The sequence below is a fragment of the Streptococcus sanguinis genome (assembly GCF_019928825.1).
GTDB lineage: Bacteria > Bacillota > Bacilli > Lactobacillales > Streptococcaceae > Streptococcus > Streptococcus sanguinis_L.
The window spans coordinates 48,394-61,622 of record NZ_JAHZOP010000006.1 but is presented as its reverse complement, the minus strand read 5'-3'; the positions used below and the strand labels follow the sequence as shown (position 1 = coordinate 61,622).

The following is a 13,229-nucleotide window of genomic DNA, read 5'->3' as shown; positions in this document are numbered from 1 at the left end:
GAAAAAGTAAGCGGATGAAATCCTTTTTTAAATTTTTTGTCAGATATACTTGACACTTTTTTTGAAAAGTATTATACTAGCATAAAATAAAAGTCAAATATAACTGACAAACTTACTGAAAGTTATTAGTTATAGAATTAGAAAGGAAGGGTGTAATGAATCGTGTCAAAGAATTTCGAAAAGAAAAAAAGATGTCCCAGCTAGAGTTGGCCAAGTCTATCGGGGTATCGCGGCAAACTATCAATATGATTGAAAACAACAAATACAACCCCACCCTCGAGCTCTGTATCAATCTGGCTAGAGCGCTGGATACTGACCTCAACGCCCTCTTTTGGGAATCCCAGCTGACAGATGAAGATTCAAATGACTAAGAGTTTTTCCCTGCAGCAACATTCATACCTAAAGAAAGGAAACAAACATGAAAAAAGAAACATTCTCAGACAAGATGATTAAACGATTTTACGGCATTACTGGACCTTTGGACGAGCAAAAGCGCCAACAGGCTGAGCACTTAGGAAATATAGGCTTTATTTGGCTTTTCTTGATTTTGCAAGTTGGTAATTTCCTAGCTTTCATGCTAGCCGATATCTATCCAGGCTTAGATGCTCGAATTTACCCCATTATTATAGAGGTTCTTACCTTTATAATAGCTGGTATCATTTACTTCAGGTCTGAGAAAGAGCACCTGGCAGATTTGGATTTGGAACTCATGAGTGAAAAAGAAAGGCGCAAGCTTCAATATCCCGGTCTTAAGATTGCTCTCTTCGTTGGGTTGACTTTCCATCCTATCTTTAGCCTTGTAGAAGCAGTCACTCTCAAGCAAGACTTTTTCACTCTCTTTTTACAAGCTGATCGAATCCTGAAATCAGCCTTGGTCGCTAGCATTTTAGGTGTTTTTATCAGCTTTTACTTTAAATCACGCAAACACCATACTGAACAGAGCGAATAATACCTTGACCTAAGCTAGAAAGGAAACAAACATGAAAAAAGAAACATTCTCAGACAAGATGATCAAACGATTTTACGGCATTACTGGACCTTTGGACGAGCAAAAACGTCAACAGGCTGAACACTTAGGAAATATAGGCTTCATCTGGCTTTTCTTTATTCTGATTTTTGGCAATGCTATCGCCTTTCCCCTAGCCTTTCGCTGGCCCAAAATTATCGCTGTTGCCTATCCTATCCTGCTGGAAATCCTTATCCTCGGCTTTTGTGTTTATATAATTATCCAAGCACGACGCAAAGGAATTGATGATCTAGAGCTAGGACTTCAGGATGAAAAAGAAGAAAAAGCTATGAAACATGCTGGTCTCAAAGCAGGCTTCTCCTATTGGCTGCTCTTTTACCCTCTCTTCGGCATCATGATAGCTGTCATGGAAAAGAAAGATATCCTACAAGTTTTGCTTCAGCCAAAACTTATTATAACTGGTTTAGCCGCAGGTCTTGGATTTGGACTGATTATGCATTTCATTGCCAAAGGAAAGATTCGTCAAGCACAAAAAAAGGAGGAAGAAGACCTATGAGACTTAATCTCAAAGAAAAAATGGATCTAGGCATTCTGTCCCTCATTATTGCCATCGCTGCTTATTTCTTTTTCCGTATCACGGAGCCTTGGATTTTTTGGCTGGATGTAGCCATCATCGTTAGCTGCATTTATGTAGCCCTCCGCATTTTGAAAAAACGTAAACAAGAATAAAAGAACCCCTCGACAGGAACTTTCTAGCTTCCTAGCGAGGGATTTTTTTATATTTACTTAAGACTCTGGATCATCCAGACTGCGGCCATGAAGTCCTTTTTCGCGCTGAACTTGACGCAACTTCTCAGGTGTCACATCATTGCCTTCCTCGTCAACAATCTTGATGCCTTCGATGTGATGGCGAACAGAGCGACGGTAGCCTTCGATATACTCTTCACGAAGCTTGGCCTGCTCTACCTTTTCTTCACCAGTCAGACCGACGGTTTTTTTCTTTTTAGCGAGTTCGTTGATGCGTTCAATTTTTTTAGGATCCATGATTCTACCTCTCTTATCTTTTATTTGGTATTAATCTGATTAAACTGGGCCAGCTGTCCCGCCTTTGCTGTCAGAGATGCGAGGAGAGCTAGGCGGTTGCTGCGCACAGCCTCATCATCAGCCATAACCATGGTATGGTCAAAGAAAGCGTCAATAACTGGACTGAGGGCAAAGAGTTGATCCAAATTGGCCGCTAAGTCAGATGTCAGCTCTACTGCTTCAATGGCAGCTGCCAAGTCTTTTTCCTCTTGATTTTCAAAGAGAGCTGGATTGACAGCTGTCTGACCTTGGGCTTTCTCAGCTAGATTAAAGACTCGAGATAGGCTTTCCACTGCTGACTTGAAGTTATCTTCCTGAGCTTTTTCTGCTAAAAGCGCAGCTGTTTCTACCAAATCGCGTACGACGAAATGAGTGCTTTGAAGAACAGCTGTCACGATGTCTTTTGGAATGCTGCGATCCATCATTTTCTCAACACGGGCACGGAAGAAGTCCAGCACGGCCTCTTGATTGTCATAGCTTAGGCTATCAAACTTCAGTTCGTAAAGTCGACCAAGAAGCTGAGCCAAGTCAATGTTCCAGCCAAACTTGTCCAAGATACGCACAACACCCTGAGTCGCACGGCGTAGTGCATAAGGGTCATTGGAACCGCTCGGAATCAGCCCAACTGAGAAGAAGGACAGAATGGTATCCAGCTTATCAGCCAGAGCCAAGACTGCTCCGACCTTGGTGTCAGGCAATTCGCCATCGGCTGAAGTCGGCATATAGTGCTCCCGAATGGCAGCTGCCACCGTAGCATTCTCACCAGCCAGAAGAGCATACTTTTCACCCATGATACCTTGCAGCTCATCAAATTCCCCAACCATGCCAGTCAGCAAATCAAACTTATAAATAGCCGCTGCACGAGCCAAGTCAGCTGTCTCATCAGCATCCAATCCTGCCTCTTGTGCCAAGAGAGCAGCAATCTTGCCAGTTCGCTCCATGTGCTCTGCCAGAGAGCCAATCTTTTCGTGGAAGGTCACATTGCTCAGCTTTTCAACCAAGTCAGCAATAGCCAGCTTTTGGTCTTCCCGCCAGAAGAATTCCCCGTCTTCCAGACGAGCCACCAAGACTTTCTCATTTCCCTTGATGACATTTTCTAAATGCTCTGCATTCCCATTGCGGACAGAGATGAAGTGTGGCAAAAGCTTACCTTCACTATCACGCACAACAAAATAACGCTGGTGCTCTTTCATGGAAGTTACCAAGACTTCCTCAGGCACCTCTAAATATTTGGCATCAAAATTACCTAGAAAAGCAGTTGGATATTCTACCAGATTCAACACTTCATTGAGTAGGTCTTCGTCAATCTCGATAGAAACTCCGTGCTCCTCTTCAAGTGCTCGAATCTGCTCGACAATCATATCTCCCCGCTCAAGAGGACTGGCAATGACAAACTGAGCCCGTAGGTCATCTTCATAGGAATCCGCTGAAGCAATCTCCGTTTCTTGACCCAGGAAGCGGTGTCCTCGGCTAGTACGGCCGCTCTTGATATCCAAGAAATCCAAGTCAAAGGCCTGCTCATCTAAGAGTACAGTCAAGGTGTGGACCGGGCGGATGTATTCAAAGGTGTTGTTGGCCCAGTGCATGCTGACAGGGAAGGTCAGGGCTTGCAGAACTTCTGTCACTGCTGGGATGATCTCTTCTACAGGGCGACCGATTTCTTCCTTGGTCACATAGACGTATTCTTCACCTTTGATTTCGCGGAAAGTAATGTCATCAACCGTTAAACCCTTGCCACGGACAAAGCCTTCTGCAGCCTTGGTAAAGTTCCCATCTGCATCCAGAGCAATTTTCTTAGAAGGACCTTTGAAATCTTCTGTCAAATCAGACTGCTTGTCCGCCAAGCCAACCACGCGCACCGCCAAACGGCGAGGCGTTGAGAACATTTCAATCTTCTCAAAGGTCAGACGATGGTCTGTCAGGAAGGCTCCCATCTTGTCGCGCAGCTGCTTCATGCTCGGTGTCACGACATAGGCTGGCATTTCCTCCAAGCCTAATTCAACTAATAAATTTTTTACCATGATTATTCTCCCTCCTCTGCCAAGAGTTTATCGCGAGTCTCTGCATCCAAAAGCGGATAGCCCAGACGCTTGCGCTCAGCCACAAAGGTCTTGGCCACGACACGTGCTAAATTCCGGATACGAGCGATATAGCCAGCCCGCTCAGTCACAGATACAGCGCCACGCGCATCCAAGAGGTTAAAGGTATGCGAGCATTTGAGAACATAGTCATAGGCGGGGTGCACCAGATGCTCGTCCAGACAGCGCTTGGCTTCCGCTTCAAACTTTTCAAAATTCCCCAAGAGCAAGTCTTGATCGCTGACCTCAAAGCTGTACTTGGAATGCTCATACTCAGGATGCGTGAAAATTTCGCCATACTTAACGCCATCAGCCCACTCAATATCATAGACAGAGTCTACTTCCTGGATATAAGAAGCCAGACGCTCCAGACCATAAGTCACCTCAGCAGTCACCGGCTGAGTTGGCAGACCTCCGACCTGCTGGAAATAAGTGAACTGAGTGATTTCCATACCATCCAGCCAAACTTCCCAGCCCAGACCAGCCGAGCCGGTTGACGGATTTTCCCAGTTATCCTCGACAAAGCGAATATCATGCTCCAGTGGATTGATACCCAAGAGTTCCAAAGACTGCAAATAAAGTTCTTGAATATTGCTTGGAGAAGGCTTCATAACCACCTGAAATTGGTGGTGCTGATAAAGACGGTTAGGATTTTCCCCATAACGGCCATCTGCTGGCCGGCGAGACGGCTCGACATAAGCCGCATTCCAAGGCTCTGGCCCAATAGCCCGCAGGAAGGTATAGGGACTCATCGTTCCCGCCCCCTTCTCATTGTCATAAGCCTGCATGAGCATACAACCCTGATCATTCCAGAACTGCTGTAAAGTCAAAATTATTTCCTGAAAGGTAAGTTTCTTGGACATTAGTTACTCCTTTTGTTTGTTTAGATTTCTTGCGCTAGGTCTGTCCTCTGTTCTGTTTAAATAAGCAAAAGAACCACATCCGACACTCCTAGGTTCTTCAACCTAGGGGCGTCAAAACGCGGTTCCACCCTAATTTATTACTTCATTACTTTAAAAATTATAACCGAAAGCGCCATCTGCACTGCTTCCTTATCCGGCTCACACTATCCCGAACTCGCTAAAAAGTAGACAATGAGAATTCTTTCTAAAAAAGATTATAGCAGAAAATAGAGCCAATGTAAAATACTTATCGAAAAATCCCTCAAGTTTCAACTTAAGGGATTTTAACTGACTTGAAAACCAATTAGACTTGTTTAGGTTTTTTCGGTTTTACTACTCTTGGCTTTCTGCCATCAAGTTTTCTCTTGGCTGCTCTGAGATTGGCGATAGCTTCTTTGACATCTTCCTGGCTGGCACCTGGATCCGCCAAGACTGCCTTAGCCTGTGCATAAGCCTCTAGATAAGCCGCCTTAACCGCGTCAGTAGCATAGATAAACTTATTGCTGATAGCTTGGTAATGCACCTCATCATCGACTATCTTCTTGAGATTGGTAAAGTTAGTCGCCTTGCCATCCAGCTTCTTCTCTGCTGTAGTCAGCTGAGCTAGAGCTGTATCGATTTGCTCCTGGGTCACCTTATCCTGCACCAAGAGCAGAGCCACTGCTTGGAAGGCCTTGTCATAAGCGCGGCGAGTTCTATCCTTAGCATTGGCATAAGCACCTGTCTTAGTGGTAGCAGCATAAGCTTCCACAGCCGCCTTAACCGCAGCAAGGTCAGAGTCCTTGCCGTCTAGATCAGCTGATGCTGTTTCTAGTTTTGCTCTTACATCATCAACTTGCGCTTGGGTCAGTTTGCTTGTCAAAGCTTCCTTGGCTGCTTGATAGGCTTGGTCGTAGGCCGTGCGCTTCGCTGCAGAAGCATTGTAATACTGAGCAGTGCCGACCAGATTAGACTGCTGATTGACAGCTGCCAGCAAGCCTGACTTGACGATAACTCCTAGCTTGAGTAGGTTATTCTTGCCCTCTTTGACCTCAACAGTCGGCTTACTTTCCCAGAGCTCATAGCCAGTCGGTAGGTTGACAAAGACAGAGTAGAATCCAGCCGCTACAGATCTTCCAAAGGCATGCTTACCAAACAGTTCTGCTGGAAGCGTATAAGCATCGCCATTATTATTCTTGAGAACCACTTGGGTATTCTTCGGAACAGCTTGATCAAAGGCAACGCTGACCGGTGCAAAGACCAGCTTCTTGACCAGAAACTCAATCGTCTTAAAGCTATCTTGGGCTGTCAGCTCAAACTCCTGAGTCAGAGCGCTGTAGAAACGAAGCTCATCCTTATCATAAGTAAAGATCTCAGCTGTGTAGCGTCCAAACGGCAGAGCGTTGATTTTCTTGCCCTTGTCCAGTTCGACATACTTGCCCTTGCTATCCTTGATTCGATAGACAAAGGTCGAATGCACATCTTGACGCGTATTGGCATCCACCAGAGCGACACGGATACGACCATCATTTTCAGCACTGACTAGTTCTGACAGAGCTATGGCATCACGGTTGCCCGCATAGTCCTCTACCACATAGAAGATCTTGGACTTGTCCACTCCTTTTGGCAAGCTGTAGCTGCCATCCGCATTGGCTGAGATGTAAACCCGACGCTCGTAATCACGCTCAATGCCAAAATCATCCACGGCTTTATAGGTCTCTTTCCCTTTTTCATCTGCCTGCAGATAGAAGACCTGTTCTCTCAAAATACCGCCGTTGCCGACATCTTTTGGCTTGCGAGCCGTAAAGGTTTCCGCACCATCCTTGGTACTGATATAGCCTGAGCTAATCAGAGGTTTCTGAGTATCAATCTGCAGCTTAAAGCTAATCTGCTGCTCTTTAGCACCTGGTACATCTGGAGTATAGCGAACCACATAGGTATAGAGGCCATCTTCCAACTTCTCACCCTTGCTATCACGACCATCCCAATATGTATCTTCCAGTAGGTAGGACTTAGGATTGTCTGACTGACCACTATAATAGTTCTTGCGGCCTTCTCTAATCGTGCTGCTCTGCCAGATTGGGAAGCGATAGTCCGTATCATCTGCCGTATAGACACTAGCTGTCAGATTATTGATATTGCGATAGAGAACTGTCCGATACTGGATGCTGTCTTGATTACCATCTCCATTAGGTGAAAAGGCCAGGCGAATCTTGCCATCCGCTCCTAGCTGCAGCACATGCTTACCATCTGCATTTTCTGCAGTTCCCAGTACAATTGAGCTGCGAGCAGCTGTTCGACCGGTAGAGTAGAGTGTATCATTTGACTCTGTCACAAGGGAAGAGACATTGTCATCAGACAGGATACTCTTGTCCTTTGGCACTGGGTAATAGAAGCCTGACTTACCTTCTTGGACCAGATCATAGATTGGTCTTTCTACAGCTGGAAGATCTTGGAATTGCCCACGGAAGCCCATAAATGGCAGACTAACCACATCGCCGTCATCCGCTGGATCCACAAAGCGGACAAAGCCTTCTAAGAAATAGCCATTTGGCATCTGCTTAATCAACTCTTCCGCAAACTTAGCAGTATTTACCTTGACCGTCACTTTCTGGCTGCTGTGAGCCTTGACAGTAACTTCTGGCCAGACCGTTTCAGTTAGTTTGCGAGGTGTCAGAGTAAAGTAGCCATCCTTGACCGCATCTGTGTTGGTATTGACAATCATCTTCAGCGTCCGGTCCTTATCAGTGATATTATGAACCGTAACATCAAAAGTGAAACTGTCTTGGACATTGCCCAAGGAAACGCTAGGATATTGATTATCCCCTGTCACATAGAGGCCGGTAGAAATAGCCGCTGCCGTATCCACGATACCAGCACCCTGCTGACGCGGAGAGGTATAGACACCAGTTTCCTTGTTGACATGCAGCTTGGCTGTGGACATGATGAGGGCTTTGACCAAATCAGCATTCTGAGCAGGCGTCAAGTCTGGATAGTGCTGAAGGAGATATTCCTTGACCAGAGCTGCTACACCAGCCACATGAGGCGTAGCCATACTGGTTCCCTTCATAGAGCCATAGGTATTGTCATTAAGCGATGAGTAGATATCGCCACCTGGCGCTGTCACATCTGGCTTGAGCAAACCATCTGTCGTTACACCCCAACTAGAGAAGTCAGACAGACTACCTGCTCCTGGATGCGGCCGATTGACCTTAAGACCATTAAAGACCACCTTGTAATTACCAGCTGCTAAAGACTCTCCATATTCCTTACTGATAAAGGCTGACGGAACCTTTTTAGATTCACTGTCCAGGCTCATAGTCAGGTTAGCTCCGTCGACATTATTGTAGATCAGAGCACCAACAGCACCATGGCTGATGGCATTTCTAACCTTTTCAGCAAAGGTAAAGGAACCACGCTGGATAAGAGCCAGCTTCCCTGTCAGATCCTTACCAGCAAAGTCCTCTTCACGGCCAAGACCAACATGGACATACTCATATTCTTTGCCCTTTTCAAAGGTTGCATTTGTCTCACCCATGGAGTAGCTGAAATGACCGTTCAAAAGCTTATCATTCTTTTCCAGACCACGCACTTCCATGACTTCCTCTGTCAGAACAGTATTATTGACAGAAGCGACTGAGATAGAGCTTTCTACTGTTGAAGGACTGCCAACTAGACCATAGTCTGGATTTTCAACCAGCGGTTTAGAGTATTCACTTCCGAAGGTGTTGTCATTACCCGCAGCAATGATCACGCTCACCCCCTTGGCCCGAGCGCGCTCAATAGCGGCCTGCAGACTAGGGCTGACATCAACCGTTGAACCTGTTGCTGAACCTAGACTCATATTGATGGTATCAGCCCCCAAAGCTACCGCATCATCAATGGCTTTGATATAGATAGCGTCGCTTGTTGTACGTTGACGGTCAGAGAAGACCCGCATAAACATAACTTGTGCTTCTGGCGCAACACCATAGACATACTCATCATTAGGAGCTTTCTTGTTGGGATTTCCCGCTGTAATCCCTGTTACGTGCATACCATGTGAGTAACTGTTCTTTTCCTTGATATTGTCATCACCGTCGATATAGTTATAGGCATAGACAACCTTGCTGTTGTACCACTTCCCGTAGTCAATACCGGCCTTTTTCTTAGCCTCTTCCAGAGCTGCCTCTGTCTGATACTTGGCCTTTGATGGATCAGAGATCTTCAGAACCTCATGATGGACATCCAGACCTGAGTCGATAATGGCTACCACACGGCCTTGACCTTTATAGCCTTGAGACCAGGTCTGAGGAACCTTGATAATCTCATTGGTACTGATGCTGCTTGGTTTAGCACCTTGAGAAGCGGCAGGCTCTGCTGTTGCATCAGGATTAGCAGTAGGCTTGTCTGAGTTTACAGCTGCCGGAGACTCTACAGTCGGACTAGCCGGAGCTGTTGGCTTGGTCTCTGTGGCAGATGGCTGAGTTACTTTCTCAGCACTTGAAGAAGTCGCTCCTTTCTCTACAGGAGCTGCAGCTGCTTCCTTAGCCTCTGCCGTAGAAGGCTGGCTATCCTGCTCTGTACTTGAAGCAGCCGATTCAGAAGAAGCTGGTGCTGCTTTCTCCACAGAGGCTGGACTTATCGGCTGACTCTCAGGTGTAGATGATTGAGAAGCAGACTCAGTCGCTGATACCACAGCGGCAGTCGGCTGACCTTGTCCTGACGAACTAACTGTCGCCTGCTCATCTGCCTGAGCCTGTCCCGCACCAAAAACCAGGGCAGTCCCCAGCAGAACTGAAGCCAAACCGAACTTGTATTTACGGAGTGAAAAACGTTGTCTTTGCATAGAAGTCTCCTTACTTTATTTATAAACCATATTATAATAAAAATTTTCTGACAATTCATACACATATAACAAATGTAACAAAAATGTAATAATGACGGACGTTTTATTCATAAAAATAGAATTTTATAAAGTTTTAATCCTTAGTTGGTTTGATTTGTAGAACAATTTTGAAAAAATGTACGTTTTCAATTTCAAATAATCTGAATAAATTTCAATTTCTCTACTGCATCTGCCCTGATTGCTAGAGATACAACACTTTTCTTTGCAATCGATTTAGATTATTAAAAAAAACCAGCTCTAGCTGATTTTTTAGTATGATGCGCCTCTAGTTCAGTAAAAAGTTACAAACTTCAATAACTGCTATCCCATTTATAACCATATTACAGATGAGGTGAGCTGTCATAGGGACATAGATGTTTCTGGTCCGAATATAGGAAAGACTGAAAGGCAGGGCCCAGACCATATATAGGAAGATGCCCCAAATGGCAAGGGCATGTTCCAGAGCATATAGAAACATGCTCAGGAGAGTTGTCGCTACTAGGATTTGCTTATTTTTAAAAGATATAACGAGTTTTCGGTAGAAAATTTCTTCTTCAATAGGAGGCAATAGAATGGTCGAAGTTGCGTATAACATAAGTTTCAACAAACTGTCTGCTCTTAAATAAATCATTCCCTTATCTAAATCGGGAAAGATACTCTCCAAGAAGTTAGTAAAGACAAAAGCCAGGCTAAGAAAGAGGATGGTCAGAAGAACCTGTTTCCAAAACCTGCTACCACTTCTTAGAGTCTTCCACCACTCGCTTAAAGAAAAATCCTTCTTCCAGTAAAAATAGAAAGCTAAGACTAGATAAAACAAAAAGTTAAGAAAAATATGATCTTTGGGATTGGATAGGTAGCATCCCAAGATAAAGAGTATTTCTATCGAAATGGGAAAAATCAAGGACTTAAAGTAGTTATTCTTCATACTTATCACCCCATTCTTTTACTTCTATCGCTTTCATAAAAAATCAAAACGAGAATGGTTTTAACTCACTGGACAAAACAGAAGACAGGCACAGCCCCTGTTCTTATTCATTTGGTCGTTTTACATCTCTTATTATAGCACAGATACCTATGATTTTATACCCACCTCCTAGCTATGTAGATAAAAACCCAGCCAAAGTTTGATTTGGCTGGATATTGAATCTCTAAGATTTTTAATTGAATAATATTTTACAGGTGATTTTTAGTAAATGTTATTCTTCATTCATGACCAGTATTTTTCAAAATGTGACTGTGCATTGTTGCTACGGAATATCTCACTGACTTTTGAAATAATATCCTCCTTAGTTTTTCCATTTAATTCAGCCTCTAAATCATCGATTGAATGTGAATTAACATCAAATAATTTTTTAGCCTCAACATCACTTTTAAATAAAACACTAGGAGATATGTTATTGAACTTCGAAAAAGTTTCAAAAATTCGTCGAATAGGATTTAACATAAAATTTGGTTTATCCTGCTGATAAAGCCATCTTAACTCTGTCCAGAGAGCATCATAACTAGTTTTTAAATCTTCATTTTGAGTTTCAATTGGGTCAATTTTACTTTTCCCATTAATCTTTTTAAGATGTAAAGTCAACTTAGTCGAAGGAGCCTTCCTCCACCAATCATATCTTACATTTAAGTAGAAATGGATATTATGAGTTAAAATAAATAACTGTCGATTCTCAGATAAATTATTTATCAGATCTTGTAAATACGATATTATTAAATACTGAGTTGTATCATCATTTGAATTCATAGGATCATCGAAAACTATAATTTGTGGCTTTTCTGATATTTTGGAAGGATTATCCAGATCAGCTAAGAACCACAAAAATGAAACTATATTTTTTTCTCCCGTGCTCAATGTATCTACATTTCGGGTACTACCATCGATATTTTTTATCGTATATTGACCTTTTTGTTCACCTGATACTAACGCTAACTGAAAGGAATGGTTGCCTAGACTTCTTAATGTTTTGTTAATTATCTCTGCAGCAATACTTTCGTCTACAGTCTGGGAAATAAGGTCATATTTTTGCTTTCTTAAAGTAAGCAAATTATTTTGATTGGTTTGTAACTCCTCTGCTAATCTATTCTTTTCTATATCTAACTCGTTCAATCTGGATAACTTTTGACTATATTCGTTCTTAGATAGCTCTCCATTTACCAAGTTAAGTCTCAACCTTTTTTTAGCATTTTCCTTTTTATTTGATAAATCTTGTCCAAATCGTCTATTTTCCTCATAAACTTTATCATACTGTTTTGTAATAGAATCAAAGCTATCGGGCAACTCATAATCTATTTCAGGCATAGCTGTAAAAATATCAGAATTGCGAATGTTCAAGGTCTCAATAAGAAAATCCAGAAAGTAAACATATGATTTGGTTAACTTCAATATTGAAGTATTTAAATCTGAAATTTGGTTATGATACTCTGGATAAAAGTGAGATGGATTGATAGATTTAATTTTACTAATTTCATCTCTTTGAGTTTTTAAAAGTTCGATAGCATGTGATAATCTTATCTCGAACTTCTTAACATTATCACTAAAGAAATGATTTAATTGTTCCAAACGTTGAACAGAAATTGGATTATTACAGAACTTACAAACATCCCCTTTCTCATGATAGTTCATACCTTGTCTAACCCAGTTTTGTTCTTCAATTGTTGAAAACTCTAGGATGATACTTTTTGCAAGTTCTGTTGTGATAATTTCATTTGTTGCTTTTAAAAATCCACTTACATCAATATTTGGAAATGATTGTTTTGATTCGTTCTTAATCTCTTCTTGATTTATTAATTGTTGAAGTTGTTCTGTCTCAGTATTACTTAAGGAAACATTCGTAACACTTTTATCAATACTTTCTATATCTTTTTTGAAGTCTCGAATATCATAATTAACTCCAGTTAAATCAGTATGCTCCCTTTTTAGCTTACTAGCTGAGGATCTACAGTTATCCTTTATAGATTTATTTTGTTCCTCATATTCTTTTTCCTTAGCTTGACATCTGGCATAAAGATTATCCGGTTTACTCTCGTTAGCAATAATATCCTTCTCTAATTCAGAAATTTCAAGACTTACCTGATCAATTTGAGGTTGAATACTAGCATTTTCTTTACCTAACGAAATAGCGTTCAATACTGAATTCTCCGCCACAGAATCAAATCCTTGAAAAATTCGTACATCATGAGTAGCGTGAAAAGAGTCAAAAATTGTCTGAGTAATTGTTGATTTTCCTGTTCCGTTTTTTCCGTAAATAAAATTTTTTTGTTTTAAACCTCTATATGTAGTATTAAAAAAACGATCAGAAGGGAGTTGCAATTCGGTAATCATCATTTCTCCTTTATTTACTTAGCTACAAATG

General features: G+C 42.4%; 10 protein-coding genes. 4 read left to right on the top strand and 6 right to left on the bottom strand.

Translation table 11 applies throughout. From position 1 onward, the window contains the following. Nucleotides 1-155 precede the first annotated feature (155 nt). The 4 genes from K1J09_RS11110 to K1J09_RS11095 are packed head-to-tail and all read left to right on the top strand — an operon-like array spanning nt 156 to nt 1,696. A complete protein-coding gene (locus tag K1J09_RS11110; protein ID WP_125331648.1) occupies nt 156-371 on the top strand; it encodes a helix-turn-helix transcriptional regulator in 216 nt (71 codons plus the stop codon). Nucleotides 372-418: 47 nt separating this feature from the next. After that, nucleotides 419-949, top strand: a complete 531-nt coding sequence (locus tag K1J09_RS11105) for a DUF3278 domain-containing protein (protein WP_223323955.1) — start codon at nt 419-421, stop codon at nt 947-949. Between the two features lie 31 nt (nt 950-980). Then, nucleotides 981-1,523 (top strand): DUF3278 domain-containing protein, encoded by a 543-nt coding sequence (locus K1J09_RS11100; protein ID WP_223323956.1) that lies wholly within the window; start codon nt 981-983, stop codon nt 1,521-1,523. Continuing rightward, a complete protein-coding gene (locus tag K1J09_RS11095; protein ID WP_002927526.1) occupies nt 1,520-1,696 on the top strand; it encodes a hypothetical protein in 177 nt (58 codons plus the stop codon). The genes K1J09_RS11100 and K1J09_RS11095 overlap by 4 nt, the downstream gene beginning before the upstream one ends. Before the next feature lie 57 nt (nt 1,697-1,753). Here K1J09_RS11095 and K1J09_RS11090 read toward each other — a convergent pair whose 3' ends face one another. The 6 genes from K1J09_RS11090 to K1J09_RS11065 all read right to left on the bottom strand — a co-directional run bounded on the left by K1J09_RS11090 (nt 1,754) and on the right by K1J09_RS11065 (nt 13,198). Beyond that, nucleotides 1,754-2,011 carry a DUF896 family protein gene (locus K1J09_RS11090; RefSeq protein WP_125331654.1) on the bottom strand — a complete coding sequence of 86 codons (258 nt, stop codon included), beginning with the start codon at nt 2,009-2,011 and terminating at the stop codon, nt 1,754-1,756. A 20-nt stretch (nt 2,012-2,031) separates the two neighbouring features. After that, nucleotides 2,032-4,071, bottom strand: a complete 2,040-nt coding sequence (gene glyS / locus K1J09_RS11085; RefSeq protein WP_223323957.1) for a glycine--tRNA ligase subunit beta — start codon at nt 4,069-4,071, stop codon at nt 2,032-2,034. A 2-nt stretch (nt 4,072-4,073) separates the two neighbouring features. Then, nucleotides 4,074-4,991 (bottom strand): glycine--tRNA ligase subunit alpha, encoded by a 918-nt coding sequence (gene glyQ / locus K1J09_RS11080; protein ID WP_125331659.1) that lies wholly within the window; start codon nt 4,989-4,991, stop codon nt 4,074-4,076. A 343-nt stretch (nt 4,992-5,334) separates the two neighbouring features. Further along, nucleotides 5,335-9,837 carry a S8 family serine peptidase gene (locus K1J09_RS11075; protein ID WP_223323958.1) on the bottom strand — a complete coding sequence of 1,501 codons (4,503 nt, stop codon included), beginning with the start codon at nt 9,835-9,837 and terminating at the stop codon, nt 5,335-5,337. Nucleotides 9,838-10,162: 325 nt separating this feature from the next. Continuing rightward, complete coding sequence (locus tag K1J09_RS11070) at nt 10,163-10,471, bottom strand: CPBP family intramembrane glutamic endopeptidase (protein WP_223323977.1); 309 nt, start codon at nt 10,469-10,471, stop codon at nt 10,163-10,165. 612 nt (nt 10,472-11,083) lie between these two features. Then, a complete protein-coding gene (locus K1J09_RS11065) occupies nt 11,084-13,198 on the bottom strand; it encodes an AAA family ATPase (protein ID WP_223323959.1) in 2,115 nt (704 codons plus the stop codon). Nucleotides 13,199-13,229: the final 31 nt, after the last annotated feature.